Genomic DNA, 19,100 nt, shown 5'->3' on the forward strand with positions numbered 1-19,100 from the left:
TTAATGAAACACCTTGAAGGTAAAATTGCCTTGGTTACAGGTGCTACACGGGGAATTGGCAAGGGAATTGCTATTAGTCTTGGTGAAGCAGGTGCGATCGTATATATTACGGGTCGCAGTTTAGATAAATCTCTTGCCGATGATGGTATCTCAGGTAGTCTTGCGGACACTTGTGCTGCTGTTGAGGAAGTCGGTGGTGTATGTATTCCTGTTCAAGTAGATCATAGTAACGATGAGCAGGTGCTATCGCTCTTCGATCGCATTCAAGATGAGCAGCATGGACAACTCGATCTACTGGTAAATAATGTTTTCTCAGGAGTTCAAGCCTTAAGTGATGCTCAAGGAAAGCCATTTTGGGATTTTGAACCCAGCCTTTGGGATAGTTGCAACAATGTCGGTTTGCGTAGCCACTATGTTAGCAGTGTTTTTGCGGCTCGTATGATGAGCAAGCGTAACTCTGGATTGATTTGTACTATTTCTTCCTGGGGCGGGTTGTCTTATATTTTCGGTGCAGCATACGGTGCTGGTAAATCAGGATGCGATCGCCTAGCCGCTGATATGGCCGTTGAATTAAAGCCTTATAACATCGCTTCACTTTCACTATGGCCAGGTATTGTAGGCACTGAGCACATTTCCCGCCTCACATCTCAAATGAACGAAAACAATGCTACTGACCAGAAAAACTCATTAATCGCTGAACGCTACAACTGGGAAACCCCCATACTCACAGGAAGAGTGATAGCCGCACTAGCAGCAGATTCCAACGTGATGCGCCGCACCGGAAGAGTGCAGATTGTCGCCGAACTCGCTCAACATTATAGACTTGTAGATCAAAATGGCGATCGCCCTGTATCTCTACGTTCTCTGCGTTTCTTGATACCTGCTGCATTGCCTGTACTGAGAAAATATACATGGCTCATACCAGATCTGAAAGTGCCTTGGTTGCTCTTACTACTCACAACACTCAAATCACCGCAAATTTAATACACATTTCAATTAATTACTTTTTGCTGAATCAGATAGCATCAAAAAGCTGATTTTTGTTAGTTTATAAACATCATTTTCTGCAACAATGATTTGGATGAGTTTGCCCTAAATTTTGAATAAATTTCATTAAACAAAATAATTCTACCAAGTATGGAAGAGAGAAATGACCCAGCTAAATAAGGCTGTTGTACTGCTCACTGGTGCATCTGGCGGGTTCGGGCAGGAACTAACCAAACAGTTGTTAATGGCTGGTAGCCGACTGATTTTAACTGATTTGAATGAAGCTGTTCTGCGTCAAAGAGTTGCAGCAATTCAAAGCTTAGTTTCAACCGGAGAGGTTCTTGCTTACCTAGCTGTTGATCTTGCTAGTCGTGAGGGATGTGAAACCCTTTATAGTCAAGTTAAAAAACTCAATATACCCATCGATATCTTAATTAATAACGCTGGTATAGCATTCTTTGGTCGCATGGATGAAGTTCCTAGCGAGAAATGGGAGCGACTCATGCAGGTAAATCTGCTAGCACCAATGCGATTAAGTGCCTTATTTGTTGCTGATATGATTGCCCGTAAAAAAGGCCACATAGTCAATATTTCATCACTAGCAGGTTGGTTAGCACCCGTTGGGTTGGTTCATTATGCAACTAGCAAATTCGGTTTGCGTGGCTTCAGTGAAGGACTTTTTAATGAAGTCAAAGACTATCAAGTAAAAGTTACAGTTGTTTATCCTTTTTTTAGCCGCACTCCAATTCTCCAATCAAAAAGTTATGGAACTTTAAGTAAACTGATCGAGGATGGTTTTCCACAAAGTCTGGCAACAGATCCAGCAAAAGTAATGCGCGCAACCATACAAGGAATTGTTCACGATCAACTGCACGTATTTCCTGATGCAACTGCTAAAAGCGTCCATCTGATGAAAAGATATTCTCCCCTGCTACTGGACTTAATTATTAATGCATTTACCAGGAGGTTGAAAGTTGGTCAATCTAAGTAATTCTAGCCAAACTCAAAAGATATTTAATACTACTGGCAAACATCTAATTATCGGGGCTGGGTTTGTCGGGCTAGGTATGGCTCAAGCACTCAAATCGGCTGATATTCCCTACGATCAAGTCGATGCTAGTGATGATATCGGTGGTAATTGGTATCACGGCGTTTACGAAACTGCACATATCATCTCGTCACGCAAAATTACCCAATTTACCCATTTCCCGATGCCGGATCATTATCCCGACTTCCCCAGTGCACAGAATATGCGGGATTACTTGAACGCCTTCGCCAATCATTTTAACTTGCGTGAGCATATCGAACTTAAGCGTACAGTTAGTAATGTGCGTCCAGTCGAAAATAATCTCTGGGAAGTGACTTTTACTAATGGAGAACAGCGAATCTATAAAGGAGTGTTGATTTGTAATGGTCATCACTGGTGCAAACTTTTTCCTAAATTTCAGGGAGAATTCAACGGAGAAATTATCCATTCCAAAGATTACAAACACCCAAATCAGCTTACTGGCAAACGAGTTTTGGTAATTGGTGGTGGAAACTCAGCTTGCGATGTCGCAGCAGAAGCAGCCCGCGTCAGCGCTAAATCTGTTCTGAGTATGCGTGAATCAGTATGGTTTATTCCCAAATCATTTGCAGGAGTTCCAGTAGCCGATTTAATTAAATGGTGGATGCCAGAATGGTTTCAAAGACTTACAACTTATGGGATAATCCGCCTAACCTTCGGCACTCATAAAGATTATGGTTTATCTAAACCCAACCATCGAGTTTTTGCCGAGCACCCAACTCTGAACAACGAGGTGCCCTATTACATCAAACACGGAAGGATTACCCCCAAGCCTGGTGTGCGTCGTTTGAATGGTTGGGAAGTGGAATTTATGGATGGTAGTCGAGAAGCATTTGACTTAATAATTTGTGCCACTGGGTACAACGTCGCTTATCCATTTTTACCCGAAGAACTTCAGCGCATTGAAGGAGCAGCAGTTCAATGTTATGGCGGCTCATTTTTTGCCGATTATAAGGGACTGTATTTTATTGGTTGGGGGCAAGCAAGAGGCGGTGTAGGCTCGCTAATTTCAGCTTACAATTCACTTTTTATCCGGTTTCTTAAACTCCAGGATGAAATAAATGTGCCTATTGGTCTGGTTTTTAAAGAAATGGGACAACAATTACCGAAATCTCACCTTGCCGATCCACAGCAGATTTTTAGGCAATTAAAGATTGTTAATTTCTTCTTTAACAGGATTGTTAAAAAAGCCCACCAAGTTGATAGCAAATATTCCAATTTTTGCAATAAACCGCTTCCTACTTCACAAAGTATTGAGAAAACTCAGTCGTTGGCAAGTTAACAATTTAAACATTTGTATTTGTAGAAAATCTAATATTCAAAATTATTATGGTTCAAGAGCAACAAACTACAATTGCAGGTATCTATGAAGTTTGTATTGGCGTCCCAGAACCAATTTCTGCAATTCAATATTGGGAACAGTTTGGCTATCGCATTGGTCAAGTGGGTGAACTATCCGCAACTTTAGCCAATCAATTATATGGAGTAAATTCACCTTTACGCTCAATTCGCCTTTACCACCAAGATGCCGATCATGGATTAATTCGGTTAATGATTTGGCAAAATCCCACAAATCAGGGATTAGGAACGAGTTCAATGAAAGTCAAGGGAAATCGTTGGGCAACTGCCTTAACTGCTGATGCGTTAACTATTTTAAATCATGCAGAAGAAGCGAAAGCCGCAGGTTGGGATATTAGATACACCATTCCCTACTGGGAAATTATCTACAACAAAGAAAGAAAAAGCCGACCCTTTATCGATCCTGCGGTTGGGGTGCGAGAAATGTTGTTATTGCAACCTTTAGCTAGACAAGTTTTATTTCAACGGTTTGGCTATACACTGCCTGATTATGGACAAATTAACCAAAATGCCACATTCCAGACTAGCCAATTTACCCACATGGGGTTAATCGTTCAGGATGACAGCAAAGAAACTTTGAAGTTTTACGAAGACATTTTAGGTTTGCTGCGTGTGCGTGATGATGTCGAGACTAGCTATGAATCTTCATTAGCAGGTCGAGATTTATTTGACCTTAACCCTGGTGAAAAGTTTATTGTTACAGCCTTTGATGACCCACGTTCTTCTGTGTCTGACTTTATGGCTGCGCGCAGTGGCAGACTTTACATTGTTCGCTTACCAGATGCGATAAATTTAGAATCGCAGTTTGAAGCAGCACAACCAGGTAGCTTAGGGATGTGCTTATATACCTACCGTGTGCAGGGAATTGAGACATATTGCGATCGCATTCAGAAAAGTTCAGCGCAAAATATAACTAACATAGTCAGCAATGAATTTGGTGAGATGAGTTTCTCCTTCATTGCACCCGACGGCTACTTCTGGACTTTAGTAGAAGGTTAATTTCCTAATTTTGTTCTTTGAATTTCGTACGCGATCCTAAGTGTAATTATTTAGTAGATAAGTGACTGCTAACCTTTAATTTAAGGGAGAAATTTCTGAGGTAAAAAGATAACTATAAATGTTATTTTTTTATAGTTTACCTTATTTATTCTTCTATGAAGTCATCTTCAAATTTACCTTTAGGACATCTTTTGGATATCGCCTCAAATAAGGATGCATTGAAAATTGTTAATTTCACATATTTTGACCATAAACTAGTATTGCTTTCTATTTATTTATTACCTCTTCTATCTTATTTATTGATATTTTTTCTTTCTACCGATCGAGTTCTTAAATTAGTTATGTTTGGTCTATACGCAGCCACTACATTACTTGGCATGACAATTTATGCTCTTGCTTGGTTCAACATAAAAACATTACTACAATCATCAAAATGTTGGGTTATTAAATATCAAAACAAAATTGTAGGTTATGCAATAGTCAAGAAGCGAGAGCTTAAATATTCAGAAATTTCCAACTTGTATGTTAAATTTTGTCATCGCAATCAAGGCTTAGGTTCTCACTTAGTGCGAACTCTTTTACAACAAGTGACTCAACCAATTTATGTTATTCCCGCTCCCAAAGCACTTCATTTCTATATACGTCTTAAATTTTTACCAGTTCCTAGGCATAAATTACCAAAATACTACAGTCAATTGTCTCGCCAGGGAATGATTGTTCTGCGCTTTATATCTGAGGAATAGCGTCTTGCCATATAAACAAATGAAAAAACGATGGCTCATGCTGATTTTACTAGCTTTAATATCTGCCCTATTGCTAGCAATAACATCTACAGCCATCAGTATTTACGTGTACGGTAACAAAATTCATACAACTAAAGCCGAAGCAGCCATTGTTTTAGGAGCAGCCGTTTGGGGAAAGGAACCATCTCCGGTTTTTCGAGAAAGAATTAATCACGCTATTAATCTGTATAAAAATCAGGATGTTAATAAGATAATTTTTACTGGCGGTGTTGGTGAAAGTAATGAACCTGCTGAAGCTGTAGTTGGCAAACGCTATGCTTTGGCACGACAAGTAAAATTAAATGATATTATTACTGAAACTGAATCGCGAACAACTTACCAAAATCTCAAAAATGCCCGTTCACTGGCATCTATTTACCAATTAAATAAGTTTCTTATTGTTAGCGATCCATTGCACATGAAACGATCTGTACTGATGGCACGAACTTTAGGAATGGATGCATATCCATCACCCACACCTACAACTCGCTATAGTAGTTTCCACAGCCAGATGGAGTTTCTTATACGAGAGACTTTTTTTTACTTTGTCTACCTCATGTTTAAAATTTAACTATTAACTCTATTTTTCAAATTTTTCTATAAAAATAATTCTGTCAAATTGTTAGCAGCCTCAACCGGAAGATGAGTCGGAAGGCTTGAAATAATTACCAAAAGATCCGACCAAAAAATTATGTTGATGAGAATTTGGGCTGTTACTGTTGTACTAACTTCTTCTTGGTTAATAACTGGGGTCATAGCTGCTGAACCAATCAATGCTATGGCAGCTTCTCCACAAAGCGATGCTCAACCAATTATTGTCAGTAAAGCAGAGTTTGGGGTGCAACGAGTTGACTCCCAAGGTAAAGGGACTTTTATCCCCACTTATAGAGTGCCACTTCAAGAGGGAAACAAATACGGCTGGCAAATTCAACTCAAAAATTACAAGGGTGCAGTGACGTGGAGAGAAGTTCTGCGATTGCCAAAACGTCCAGAAACCTGGGGTGTAGATAGTGGGCAAGACCTCATAATCTCCACAGACGGTAAAGAAGCAGTGACGAAGCGCACACAGACGACTACTGATGGAGTGATTAAGAATTTTTGGACGATCGCACCTGGTGACCCAGATGGTAAGCATAAGATACAAGTCTATATTGATGACCGTCTGATTGCTGCTTTCGAGTTTGAAATTATTCCTTTGAAAAAGCCGAAAGCAGAAGGCAGAATTTAGAAGCGATCGCCATTTAGCTTGATGTTTGTCTTGAGTTAAAGCCAATAAAGCCCAAATTGGCACGGAAAGCATAGTAAGGGTGGGAAAACCCCACCCTTGACGATTAACAGTTTATCCGCATTAATGTCAATGTTAATTAAATGGAAATATAAAATTATTCTGACAATTATCTAAACTCATTTCTATATATTTGCTGAGTTAATAAATTAGTTTATTTTTGTTATAACAGTAATTTTACTTGTAGCTAAAAAAACGTGACATTCCTCAATCAGGTAGTTAATATATAACTTGATATCTCATCCATTAAATCGATTCGCTTAAGGTGACAGAAACTTGGATGAGAATTTAGAAAAATTAATAATTTATTCATTCAGATATGGAAATTACTCGATTAAATCTGGCTCTTAATGGAATTGCCATCAAAGAGTTAATAATTATTAAAAATTTAATTAGCTTTTATTTATAAGAGTCAATTTTTTCATACTTTTTTTAATAAAAAAATTAGTAAACACGAGTAATCGATAATACGTATTTTACTAATTAATTAAAATAAGCTTGTAATCTTGATCAAAACTAGCAATTTTATATTAACCAAGTACAGCGTCATAACTGGTATGTCTGGAGAAATCCACCAATGAATTTTAAATACTTCAAACATTGGTTGAAATATACAACAATCCAAAGTGTTGTGGTTTTGGCTTTTATGTCAATTTCTCATTTATGTACTGCATCTGCTCAGGCTACCTCAGAAGGAGGAATTGACTGGATTGTTGTAGTAGATACTTCTGCTTCAATGCGTGGTGTTGGCGGAACAAAAAACATTTTTGATCAAGTCAAGAGTTCCATTACTGAATTTATTAATACAGCCAGATTAGGCGATACCATTACTATTTATACTTTTGATAAAGATGTAACCCTCAATGCTAATGATATCAGTATTGCCAGTAATCCTGACCGAGGTAAACTTAAGCAAATAATTAGCTCACTCCAAGCTAATGGTGTGCGTACTCATACAGGTAAAGCAGTGCAAAAGGCTCTGCAACATTCCGCCTTGTTAAACCAACGGGCTGATGCGCTTGGTCGTACTGTCAGCATAGTATTTTTGACAGATGGATTAGAGGATGTGCGTGGTATTCCTAATCCAGTTTCTATTCCTAGTAGTACTCAACTTTTAAGTCAGCAACAATGCAAACCATATGTCTTCTTTGTATCTTTAGGATTAGAAGAACACGAAAAACAATTGAATGAATTTGCTAACAATCCAGCACTTTGTAATAAAGGACAGGTATTGCGAGATCCTGGAGGAGTGCAGCTAAATAGGTTGGCGCAAAATATTCGACCAGTACTGATTAAACCTAAGCTAGATGCCAATTTACCCACTGCTAATTTGCAGCCAGTATTACCTGGAACAACTACTGAACCGCTAAATATTAATGGCATCAGTAATGTCAACGCCACAGTAAATTTGCAACTGGAAGACCCTAGCCAAAGTGGAATTCGCTTAAGTCCACCCCGCCCAATCGACTTAGCTGCTAATAAACCAACAGTGATTCCCGTGCGCTTGCAGATACCAGCAGAGGTTAAGGGAGGTGTTCATAGCTTGCGTGTGGTGTTGATGACCGCAGATAAAGCGATCGCCCCCATGACTATTGAATTACCTGTTACCGTTAAGCCAACATTGCAATTTTCAACGGCGAAGATAGATTTTGGTTCCACAGAAGCAGGTAATAACAGTGAAACCCAAACTTTAGTAGTCAACAGCAATATATCCACAACGGCTAAATTACAACTACAAGGCGATATCAAAGATATTTCTCTAGCTAAACCTCCAACACCTGTATCCTTGCAAGTCGGGGAAACTCGAATTCCGATGCAGTTGCAGGTGAGCAGTCGCAGTTCTGAAGGTAAGCGCAACTTTACCTTGGTATTGCAGTCAGATAACTCACTTGCAAGTCCTATTAGTGCTGAAGTTCATCTCAATATTTTGATACCACTGGGACGCAAAATCATTACTTGGTCGCTATTGGTGCTGCTGCTGTTATTAATTGTTCTGATTGCGTTTTGTTTGATTCAACGCAAAACCCCCTTAGAAATAATCGAAGATATCCGCAGCCGCAACTGCTTAGAAGGTGCGCTGGTTATCCTCGAACCACTACCCAAATCTTTGGAAGACGAAGAGATTAGTCTCACACGCCTGCATAAAAGCAAAGTGTCCTTGAGCGATTTAATACCAGCAATTGCAGACACTAATTCTGATGCTGAGTTAGTCATAGATTGGCGAGCAGGCAAAAAGAATATTGAACTACGCTGTTTGAAAGGTGTAATTTTTGTCAATACTAAGAAAATCAATACAGAAGAACTTTACGACGAGGACATAATCGAGATTGGCGATGTGAAGCTGCAATTTAACTGGATTGAACGCCAAAGACCCTCTGAGCCAAGCAGTGGGCAAACAAACTTTTGAAAGATGTTACAGGAGAGTGCATGTCTAGTCCCACGGTTGTACGTCCTACGGTTGTTTTTCGCCCTACCGTTGTCATTGGCTTAGGTGGAACAGGTTATGAAGTTGTACTCAAGCTCAAAAAGCGTTTCATAGATGTTTACGGCTCAGTACCAGAAATTATTCGTTTTCTTTCTATTGATACTACGGAAAATATCCAAGAACGGGAAAAATCACCTGATGGTACTAAGGTTTTCTTAGAACCTAATGAACTTTATCCAATTTCAGTAGCAAATCCCGCCGGACTTTTAGGGGGACGTAACGACCATATTGATGAATGGTGGCCTAAGGAAATTCCCGCTTATGGCATTATCAATGGTGCAGGACAAATTCGGGCCCGGGGACGACTGGCTTTATTTGCCAAAGTCGGTGATATTAGCAGTCTCATCAGTCAGGCAATCAATGGTGTACGCGGAATTCGTACTAGTAGGCAAGCATTTTCTGATAACTTTCAAGTTTCCAATCGTGATGGTGTGGAAATTTTTATTATTGGCAGTTTGGCAGGGGGAACGGGTAGCGGTACATTCTTAGATGTGGCGTTTTTAGCACGGCAATATCTTAATAGTTTTTCCAATATTACAGGGGTATTTGTATTACCAAGAGTATTTGCCAATCTCCCCCAAACTCATATGGTAAAGTCCAATGCTTATGGTGCTCTCAAGGAAATAGAATACTTTTGGGGATTAACACCATCTAATAGTATTGAGATTGATTATGGTATTTCTAAAGTCAAAGCCGATCGCCCTCCCTTTGATGCAGTATTCTTGATTGATGGCATTAACAAGAAGGGAACTGTAGTTAGCCGTCCTGACGATTTACAAAATTTGGTTGCAGATGGCTTATACATTCAGATTGGTTCTCAAATTGGTCTAGATGCTGCTAACGTTGCTGATAACATCCGCGCTTATTTGGCAACGGGTGAGAAAGTCCGAGGACGGAAGATAAATTACTGTAGTTTTGGTTTTGCTACCTTGACTCTACCAGTACAGCAATACGAGCGCATGAAACTAGAAGATGCTCAAAAATTGCTGAAACATGAGTTGATGGCAACTACTTCCACAACTGATTTAAACAGTGAAATCGAGCGTTTTTTACAAGATTGCAACTTAGTAGAAGCTAGTAATATTTTGAATGCGTTGACTGAAAGCGATCGCGGAGGGCAGGTAAAACCCGAATTCCGAATTGGCGAAATGCGTTTTGAGCGTACAGCACTACCAACAATCAAAGAACTCTACAAGCGGCAGTTGGATCAAATGGAACAACGAACCGCTAAAGAACTAGCAACAAATTTTTATCGCTTAGAACAGACTATAAATACAGCCATTAATACTTGGTGGGAACGAAGCATTAACCGTCCCAATGGTCTAGCTTATGCCCTACAATTTCTCAGCAAAATTTATCACCAAATCGATGAATTGCAGCAGAGCGTACAGCGCAAGTCCCAAGAAGCACAATCGAGTTTTAATGCTTTAAAATTAGAACCACAAGAAGAGAAAATCAAAGAAGCCGCAGAAACTTGGTTTCCCAATAAGAACACTATTCAAGCAGCTTGCCAAAGATACAAAGAACGCGCCGACCAAAAGTGGAAGATTTATTTACATTGGAAGCGCTGTGATAAAGCGGCTGAACTGTACGGTTTACTGCGAGCTAGGTTAGAAGAACTTCAGGAAAAATCTCAGCGTCTTCACAGTAACCTAGATAAAGTTTATCGAGACTTGGAACAGAGTTATAGCGAAGTAAACCGTCACGAAACTAACGACAATCCTTTTATTCACACTATTCAGCGCGTTAATCTGCAATCGAAACGCCCAAAAGTTACAGGCGAAGACTTCATTCGTTGGTATAGGGAACAGTCGCAAACTTTGACTAATTGGGCAGATAAAAAAGCTGAAAATGTGAAGAATGAAATTATCGCATTTATCGATGAAACTTACCATCCCCTCACCAGTATGACTGTTGAGCAGGTATTAGCAGATAGCAATCCTGAAGATGCGGGAAAAGATTTAGAACAGCTAGGTAAACTCGCAGTTCCTTTGTGGCAATATGAAGAATCAGAAATTCCCACTCAACAACAGCATGTAATTACAGAATTTTATTACTACGGAGTTGAGAGTAGCAACACAGTTTTTAGCAGTCCGCCGCTTTCTAGTCGCTTACCTAAAGGCAAAGATAATCCTTCTTTTGTACCCACAGGCGAAGCTCATAAAGTTACTTTGTTTCGCGTAGAAGTGGGTGTTCCTTTATTTGCCTTCAGTGGCATGAAGGATATGGAATTAGCTTATCTAGATCCAAATAAAGTCTTCAAGCACTTAGACCGTAATTGGGGAAACTTTGCTAATTTAATTCCCCCAGAAGATGATGGCGGGGCGTTGCGCTGGTTTGCTTTGGCGTTGGCTCCTGATATGTATAGATTGATTGTAAATCAGCGCAAGCAATACTTTGTGCATACAGACCTAGCGAAAAAATTAGAGGGCGGAGTTTTGCCTTTAGGAGGCGATCGCAAGTCAGCCTTTAAAGCTTTTAAAACTAACTTGCCTCTAGTTCAGGAAATCGCTGACAAAGTTGAACGCATTACCCACGCAGACCAAGACAAAGCCAAATTTACTCTCGATGGCTATATCACTCAAATCAATAAATTCTTAAAGGAAGGCAAGGTAGATACCCTAATTAAAGAACAGGTAGAAATGGAAATCCAGGCAATCGAAGCCTACCTGGAAAATTTAGATGTGATTATGTAGAGATTAGCCTCATGCCAAAACCAACTATTCTAATTGCACTCGATCCTCACAGTGCTGCTTTTTGTGCAGCCATTAAACGCCAACTGCAAGAATTACCTGCTGTCCAAAGTCGTTTAATTCAAACTTATGCTTTCACTTGGGACAACCAAGCTTTTAGTTTCAGTGCTGAGTTAGATCGGTTTGCTGACGCGAGTTTTGACCTGGCTCAAATCAATAGCGGGAAAACTTCTGTCTCGCAAATCCGCACCCAATTTACTCAAGCTGCTAGCCAGCTGCAAACTGAACTGATCGATTTACTCAAAACCCTGAATCAATCACAAGAAGCGATCGCAGCTAAACGTGAGGGACTGGAAATCAGCAACAGCCATCGAGTTTATCTCATGCTGTCAGCCAGCAATCATTTTGCTCAAGGTGTAGTTTTTGAGCTAGTACGTTTGATGCGCTGGCTATTTACTAAGTACTTCACAGATATTCCCCACAACTTAGAAGCTTTATTGCTATTGCCAGGGTTATTTACTCAAGCTACAACTGCTGATTACAGTGCTGCCTATACGCTCCTCAAAGAGCTAGATTACAAAATGACTAGTGGTGTTGTAATTACAGGTAGCCAAAAAGTACCGCCTTTTGATAACTGCTGGCTAATCGATGAGCGAATTGGCGGATTGAAAGACAATTTGCCCAGTTATGCTGATGCTTTTGCAGGCTTTCTCACTGTAGAACCGGAAACTAGCGGCTTGTTGATTGGTACACACAAAGTCCGGGGAAAAATTCCTGCTTACAGTGCTTTTGGCTATGGTGAATTGTTTTTTCCAGGAGAAACAGTTATCAATCGTTTGAGTGCTGCTTTAGCTGCCGATATCGTCATGGGGCAGTTTTTACTAAAGGCAGAATTTACTCCAGAGGCAAATCGCAAGTGGCTATTAGATGCCAAAGATTTTGTCTTGAGTGATGAGTTTAGCAATGCCTTTTTGCAATTAGAACGAGACAACGGTAAACCAGTGTGGCAAGATTTTAATCCCCGCATTGATATCCGTACTGGCATGGCTAAGGAATATGGCATGGAATTGCAGCGTGCTTATCGGCAATTTGAAAATAAAGAACTCCTTTCCTATAAGCGCACCCTAGAAAATTCTGGCAAACAAGCTCAGACAACCTTAGTCAATTTTTTAGATCACAGCATTAATCGCTATGCTGATGCTACACCTAAAGGCTTACATGAAGCAGTTAGGATATTAAATATATTGACTTATTTATATTTAGAACTGCAAACCGATTCGATTAGCGATCAGCCAGAAAATCTCTTTACACAGTTGCGGGCTGCTGAAGCATTTCTGGATTCCAAATTGCAGGTAACAATTGACAAAGAAACTAGCAAAAAGCTGCTCAACCAAGTTTTATCTTTAAAATTGCAGCGGCAACAATTACAAGATGTTTCACCTGAAGGAAGTTTGGAATTACAGAAAATTCAAGAACAACTAGAAACAGTGATCGCTGATTATCGACAAGCGTTAAATGCTGAAATCGAACATGCTCGACAAATCCGCGTAATGGCGATCGCTCAGGCTCGTGAAAAAGCATCGGCTGCAATTGATGCATCACAAAAACACCTCAATGCCATTGAAAATCAACTGGAAAGCAGCACTGATAAATTAAATGAACTGCTAGCAGAAGAAAGCCGTTTTCGTACTCAGTATTTAGTTGTTTTTCCTATCCTTGTAGCTGTGGCTCTTCTCGCTTTGTTGATTCTTACAGGAATTTTCAGTCAATCAACACTGTGGATATTCTTGCAACATATTTGGGGTAACTTAGTTAATCATCTGCTGGGAACGGCGGTAACAATTTTGACATATTTAGGCATCATTTGGCTCAAGTACAGCACTGATATACGCGATCACATTCAAAAGGTACAAAAGCAAATTCAACGGCTAGAAAACAGTTTAAAAGCAACTGCTGTAGAATTACGCCGTAACTATAACGAGCAATTAAAGCTAGAATACGACCTCTACGCCCAAAATCTCCGCGTTGAAGCGTTGAATTATCTAATTAAAATAGCTAAACAAAGAACTGATACTTTACGTACAACTCTCTCCAACTTTTCTCAGTTATATGATGATTTGCAGGCGCAACGTCAAAAAGCAACAACGTGCTTTTCGGAAATTCGGCTCTCAGTTTTAACTGATGCTGATATTGATATTTATTACGACAGTTTTCTGGCAACACTACCAAAAGAAAAATTCACTCAGGAACAGGTAAAGCGTTCTCAGTCATGGCAGATGACTGCGGTAGAATTTCAGAATCTACTGATTTCATTTGCGCGTCAGCAGTTTGAGCATTTGAGTAATTTGTCTATTGGAGAAGCATTAAAACAATCAGATTTAATAGCGGATCACAGTGCTAGCCTGCGCTTAAATCAGCTTTATGATAACGCTAAACTCTTGCTCAGAATTCAAGATATTGATGCTAATTTAAACCCGACTTCTCAACAAGAGCTTACTCTCTGGGTGGGAACTAAAGATAAAGAAGAAATGTTTGGGCTTTACAGCCGTTTTAGTCGCACTTTAACGGCTTTATTAGGGGAAGATGAGCAACGTTTGTGTATTTTGACTCGTTCATTAGGTTTTCCCGCTTATTTTCTCAGTCAAGTTGAATTTTACCGAGACTGCTATGAGCGTACTCAGAGCGAACATACAAAGCAAGAGGAAAATATTCCCGATTTAATTCCAGAGGAAATTGGCTCAAGTAAGGAATTGAAGCTAGCTTATCAAACCCTGCTTTTAGCGATCGCTCTAGGATTATCATCTCAAAATTCTCAAGGTAATTATCAGTTCAAAGGCCAGTCACTTGGTAAAGATAGAGAACAAATCGCCTCAGCTTTAGCAACTGAGTTCACTTTTCAAGAACTCTATGAAGAACTACAACAACGTATTGAAACATTTGAACATGATTTGATGTATCAGAAATTACAAGAAGTTGAAAAAACTGCTCAAGATTTAACTCATTACGAACGCAAACTTTTAGATCAGCTACTTTCAGACTATAATCCTTTAAATTAGCGCTCTTCCAGTGGACAATTAACACAAAGCATCTGGAAGAAGAGGCTAGCAATTTTTGGCTGCTTCCAGATGCAACAGTCTCTCAACCGACAACCAGAAGCGATCGCAATTGTGCTAAACCTCAATTTTATAGTTAAGTTCATGTTCATCGCCCGGTAGCCCGCGAAAACCCCAATTGTGCTTGGGGTTCTCGAAAATTGTAATCTCTAAATCTTGCGAAGTAATACCTACCGAAAGCGATCGCTCAAACAACAGCCGGATTAATTGTTTTTTCGCTGCTACACTCCGCCCTTCAATCATACTGAACTCAATGATGGTATAACGGTCAGTACGGCCAGATGGGTAGTAAAAATCTGACTTATCCAACGGAAAAAAGCGATGTGCCCGTTTATTTGCGGGATACTGTAATGCTTCCATCACACAACTATGAATTACATCCGACAGCTGCTGCTTGATGGGGTTCAGATAATCCCGCATTCCGTAAATCTTGACTTGAACCATACTTTATCCTCTTTTTCATTATCACTGTTAACTTTCTAGACGACAAATAAGCAACTAAGATTTATGTTTTCACTTGTACAAAAACATAAATGTGAACCTCTTTACTAGAGCCATCAACAACATAATAGAGATGGGCTGTTGATTGTATAAAGCAAAAATTAGATGCTTCTCAATTACTGAACCAAGATTCCAGAGTTTGGGTTGAGTGCCATCGTCTACCAATTTACATTAGTCAAGTATCATACAGATGAAAATATTAATATCCATTTTTTGAAGAATCGTAAACTTTGATTGTAATATTTGCCCAATCTCTAAATACATCCTCAGAAAATGCCTAGACGTGCAGCAATTTGTCATTAGACATATTACTTACCGCCAAACCACGCAGTATCTTAAAGATAGAGAGTTAATACTGTTTGAGTAGTGATGGTAACTTTAGCCGAATTCCAGCAGTTGAGCGAAAAACAGCACTTATGTCCTAAAACATTACCAAAAGCACTACAAGCTATGTTTTATGACAAAAAAGGTGATTGGGACAAAGCTCATGAAATAGTCCAAAATGCCAGTGATGCTGATAGCGCTTGGGTTCATGCCTATTTGCACCGCAAAGAAGGCGATTTGAGTAATGCTCGTTACTGGTATCGACGCAGCAATCAGCCAGAGTCCTCCGGAGGACTCAATCAAGAATGGGAAGAGATTACTTCTTGTTTACTAAAAAAGGTGAAAGAAGCATGGACGCAGAAGAATTAAGACGGCGTTACGCTGGAGGAGAGAGATATTTTCCAGCCGCAAACTTAAGTCAAGCCAAGTTGATTGGAGCAGACTTACCTGGAATCAATTTATGGGGAGCAGACTTGAGTGGAGCTAACTTAGCCAAAGCTAAACTATGGGGAGCAGACTTGAGTAGAGCTAACCTTGCGAAAGCAAACTTAACCAGAGGAAATTTAAGTGGTGTGAAGCTAAATGAAGCGAATCTGCGGGGAGCAAAACTTAATTATGCCAAGTTGTATGGAGCCGATTTGAGTGGAGCCTACTACGATGAAAGCACTCGATTTCCTATAGGTTTTGATCCTGTTAGTAGAAATATGCGCAAGTTCTAAAAAGCTATTGTATTCACGTTTAAATATTGGCTTTTGAATATTTTAGTAGTAAAAAATCTTCAATTTTTGGTAAACAGCATTTTTAGCATTTGTCCTATTTAGGGTAATAATTAGGCAATGAAAGGAAGAAAAACACGGCGAAATTTCTTGCTTACCAGTGCTGCTGTAGCTAGCAGCATTGTCACCGCTGACGCCCTGATAAATAATACTTCTGGGACACCATCAGCAACAATGCCAGAACGAGTTTTAGGACGCACAGGAGTAAAAGTCCCGATTCTGGGGTTGGGAGGTGCAGGTACAAACACGCCACTAGACAAACCGGATAAAGAACGTGAAGCTGTGGCTATTATTGAAAGAGCAGTTGAACTCGGCATTCGTTACTTTGATACTGCCCGAAGTTATGGAACAAGTGAAATTCATTTAGGAAAAGTGTTACCAACTCATCGTGCAAAAATTTTCTTAGCGAGTAAAACAGATAAAAGAGATAGAGACGGAGCATGGCGAGAACTAGAAAGTTCGCTGAAACGTCTCAATACCGATTATCTAGATTTATGGCAACTGCATCATGTTTCTTTTCTCCAAGAAATCGACACCATATTTAGTGCTTCGGGTGCAATCAAAGCGTTAGAAGAAGCAATGCAGCAAAAAATTGTACGGTTTGTAGGCATTACCGGACACCACGATACACAAGTAATAGCCGAAGCGCTACGTCGCTTTGAATTTCACACAACTCTTATCCCGATAAATGCTGTAGAAAATCATCATGCAGATTCATTTATTCCAGCAATTCTACCATTAGCAAAGCAACAAAACTTAGGTGTAATTGCCATGAAAGTTCCTGCTTATGGAAAGTTATTTCAAACAGGTGGTTTGGAAAATATACAGCAAGCTTTAGGATACACCTTATCTCAGTCAGGGGTTCATTGTTGCATAATTGCTGCTGATAGCGTGCAACAATTAGAAGAGAATGTTCAAGCAGCTGTTTCCTATCAACCTCTAACTAATCAGCAACTAGCGACAATTGAGCAGCGTACTCAAGGAATTTGGCAAGATACTACATTTTATCGGTCTTGGAATTAATCTAAAACCCCTATTATAAATTGCTCCCATGCTTTGCGTGGGATCTTATTCGCAGTTATATTGGCGTAATATTCACTCAAGATGAAAATAAGAGTGTGCAAATAATCTGTGCTTTGAATAAACCTGCTAGAGATATTCCCAATCAACCAACTTTTAAAGTAGGTATTGCAACCTGCGGTGAGGGAACTTTTATGATTCCCGAAACAGTAAATAGTGTAACTGAAATTACTTATCTTAGAAACTAATGCAGTGTTACGCCGTAGGCTATAGCGTTTACCAAGCCAGTGAGGTACAGAAAGAAGTAATTAACCACAGATGAACACAGATAAATTCGTACCTTAGCAGACTGGGAACCGCTATAATGCACCTTGAATTGTTGACGGTGCGTTGCGCTACGCGACAACACACCCTACCTTCTTGAAATTGGTATTATTTTATATTGCTACTTTCTAATTTTACTAAATTCGCAGTATCTGGGAAATCACTAAATACACCATCAATTGCTAAACTGAAAAATAGCTCATATTCCCCTTGGGGATCACCTTGAAAGTCGAGAGGTAAAAACAAATCTTCATTCCGGAATGTCCAAGCGTGAACTAGCAAAGAAGCTGCATGAGCATCGGTGACTAATGATGTAGGCGATATCTGGCGATAAGCCGCTCCGCGTCTACGCAATTTACCATCACTATCTGTAGGCACAAGCAGATTTTTATGAATCCCGATCGCCTGTGCATATTGAGCAATCTCTTTTAAACCTGATTTTGTGGCTAAGTCTGCATAGGTGCGACTATCACCATTCACGATAAAATCATAAGGCTGATCAGTGTTATTGACCAATTGCACCAAAGGTAAATCAGTTTTTGTCGCTAAATATTTGAGGTTGCTGACTTCAAAAGACTGGATGAAAACAGGTGCATTGGCTCCTTGATAACCGTTCGCCTGTAAAGTTGCCAGTAGGGGTTCCTCCAGGGATAATCCAATAGACTGGAAATAGGTCGGGTGCTTTGTTTCTGGATAAATGCCAATGGTACGACCAATTGCAATACTTTTAGCCTTGGCTAAAGTGATAATTTCTTGCAATGTCGGAATTTCAAATAATCCATCATAGTTGGTATTTTGCGATCGCACTTCGGGAATTCGCTCTTTTGCCCGTAGTGTTTTCAGTTCTGCAAGGGTAAAGTCTTCAGTAAACCAACCTGTTTTAGTTTCCCCATCAATGATTTTGGTAGTTTGGCGTTGAGCAAATTCTGCATGGCTAGCAACATCAGTAGTTTCCGAAATTTCATTTTCGTGACGAGCAATTAACACACCGTCTTTACTTACAACTAAATCAGGTTCAATATAGTCAGCCCCTAAATCAATTGCTAATTCATAAGCAGCCAACGTATGTTCTGGACGGTAGCCGCTAGCACCTCTGTGTCCGATAATAATTGGAGGTATACCTTGCAAAGTTGTAGTCATTACCTTACCTGCCCAAAAACATCGACATATAATCGGCATACTAAATCAAAAACCGCTAAAAGGTAAAATCCTCCAAACGGCTATCTTCAAACTTCTAATTATTGATCGCCAAATATTGGAACCACAGATAAACCATCGGTGTTAATCAGTAGACTTCTTGCAGAAGTCGGTAAAAGGGAAAGGGGGAAAGGGGAAAGAAACTCAAAACCCTTTCCCTTTAACCTTTTCCCTTTCCCCCCTCTTGCA

Annotated in this window: 16 protein-coding genes; 14 read left to right on the plus strand and 2 right to left on the minus strand. The window is 39.7% G+C overall.

Translation table 11 applies throughout. The features are described from left to right. Positions 1-3: 3 nt before the first annotated feature. The 10 genes from BV372_RS10600 to BV372_RS10645 all read left to right on the plus strand — a co-directional run bounded on the left by BV372_RS10600 (position 4) and on the right by BV372_RS10645 (position 14,712). On the plus strand, positions 4-984 hold the full coding sequence (locus tag BV372_RS10600; protein WP_086686470.1) for an SDR family NAD(P)-dependent oxidoreductase: 981 nt from the start codon (positions 4-6) through the stop codon (positions 982-984). 166 nt (positions 985-1,150) lie between these two features. Next, positions 1,151-1,978 carry an SDR family oxidoreductase gene (locus BV372_RS10605; protein ID WP_086686471.1) on the plus strand — a complete coding sequence of 276 codons (828 nt, stop codon included), beginning with the start codon at positions 1,151-1,153 and terminating at the stop codon, positions 1,976-1,978. Beyond that, positions 1,962-3,335: an NAD(P)/FAD-dependent oxidoreductase gene (locus BV372_RS10610; protein ID WP_256973158.1), complete on the plus strand. Its 1,374-nt coding sequence runs from the start codon at positions 1,962-1,964 to the stop codon at positions 3,333-3,335. Before BV372_RS10605 ends, BV372_RS10610 begins: the two co-directional genes overlap by 17 nt. A gap of 47 nt (positions 3,336-3,382) precedes the next feature. Further along, on the plus strand, positions 3,383-4,411 hold the full coding sequence (locus BV372_RS10615) for a VOC family protein (protein ID WP_086686472.1): 1,029 nt from the start codon (positions 3,383-3,385) through the stop codon (positions 4,409-4,411). Between the two features lie 155 nt (positions 4,412-4,566). Then, the gene (locus tag BV372_RS10620; RefSeq protein WP_086686473.1) at positions 4,567-5,154 is read left to right on the plus strand and encodes a GNAT family N-acetyltransferase; all 588 of its coding nucleotides are present in this window, start codon (positions 4,567-4,569) and stop codon (positions 5,152-5,154) included. 19 nt (positions 5,155-5,173) lie between these two features. After that, a complete protein-coding gene (locus BV372_RS10625) occupies positions 5,174-5,764 on the plus strand; it encodes a YdcF family protein (protein ID WP_086686474.1) in 591 nt (196 codons plus the stop codon). 126 nt (positions 5,765-5,890) lie between these two features. Then, entirely contained in the window at positions 5,891-6,421 is a 531-nt protein-coding gene (locus BV372_RS10630; RefSeq protein WP_086686485.1) for a hypothetical protein, read from the plus strand. A 634-nt stretch (positions 6,422-7,055) separates the two neighbouring features. Continuing rightward, positions 7,056-8,885: a vWA domain-containing protein gene (locus BV372_RS10635; RefSeq protein ID WP_086686475.1), complete on the plus strand. Its 1,830-nt coding sequence runs from the start codon at positions 7,056-7,058 to the stop codon at positions 8,883-8,885. Between the two features lie 20 nt (positions 8,886-8,905). After that, positions 8,906-11,659 (plus strand): tubulin-like doman-containing protein, encoded by a 2,754-nt coding sequence (locus BV372_RS10640; protein ID WP_086686476.1) that lies wholly within the window; start codon positions 8,906-8,908, stop codon positions 11,657-11,659. Positions 11,660-11,670: 11 nt separating this feature from the next. After that, positions 11,671-14,712 (plus strand): hypothetical protein, encoded by a 3,042-nt coding sequence (locus BV372_RS10645; protein WP_086686477.1) that lies wholly within the window; start codon positions 11,671-11,673, stop codon positions 14,710-14,712. A gap of 114 nt (positions 14,713-14,826) precedes the next feature. On the opposite strand, the gene BV372_RS10650 is transcribed toward BV372_RS10645, so the two are convergent. Then, a complete protein-coding gene (locus tag BV372_RS10650) occupies positions 14,827-15,213 on the minus strand; it encodes a tautomerase family protein (RefSeq protein ID WP_086686478.1) in 387 nt (128 codons plus the stop codon). 426 nt (positions 15,214-15,639) lie between these two features. Between BV372_RS10650 and BV372_RS10655 the strand changes: the two genes are divergently transcribed. The 4 genes from BV372_RS10655 (at position 15,640) to BV372_RS36175 (ending at position 17,638) form a co-directional block, all read left to right on the plus strand. Beyond that, on the plus strand, positions 15,640-15,963 hold the full coding sequence (locus BV372_RS10655; protein ID WP_086686479.1) for a hypothetical protein: 324 nt from the start codon (positions 15,640-15,642) through the stop codon (positions 15,961-15,963). Then, on the plus strand, positions 15,945-16,313 hold the full coding sequence (locus tag BV372_RS10660) for a pentapeptide repeat-containing protein (protein WP_086686480.1): 369 nt from the start codon (positions 15,945-15,947) through the stop codon (positions 16,311-16,313). The genes BV372_RS10655 and BV372_RS10660 overlap by 19 nt, the downstream gene beginning before the upstream one ends. Before the next feature lie 117 nt (positions 16,314-16,430). Next, positions 16,431-17,393, plus strand: a complete 963-nt coding sequence (locus BV372_RS10665; protein WP_086686481.1) for an aldo/keto reductase — start codon at positions 16,431-16,433, stop codon at positions 17,391-17,393. Positions 17,394-17,488: 95 nt separating this feature from the next. Next, positions 17,489-17,638: a hypothetical protein gene (locus tag BV372_RS36175; RefSeq protein WP_179198045.1), complete on the plus strand. Its 150-nt coding sequence runs from the start codon at positions 17,489-17,491 to the stop codon at positions 17,636-17,638. Positions 17,639-17,822: 184 nt separating this feature from the next. On the opposite strand, the gene BV372_RS10670 is transcribed toward BV372_RS36175, so the two are convergent. After that, entirely contained in the window at positions 17,823-18,854 is a 1,032-nt protein-coding gene (locus BV372_RS10670; protein WP_086686482.1) for a glycerophosphodiester phosphodiesterase, read from the minus strand. Positions 18,855-19,100 lie beyond the last annotated feature (246 nt).

The sequence above is a fragment of the Nostoc sp. T09 genome (genome assembly GCF_002154695.1).
In the GTDB taxonomy this organism is placed as follows: Bacteria; Cyanobacteriota; Cyanobacteriia; order Cyanobacteriales; family Nostocaceae; genus Aulosira.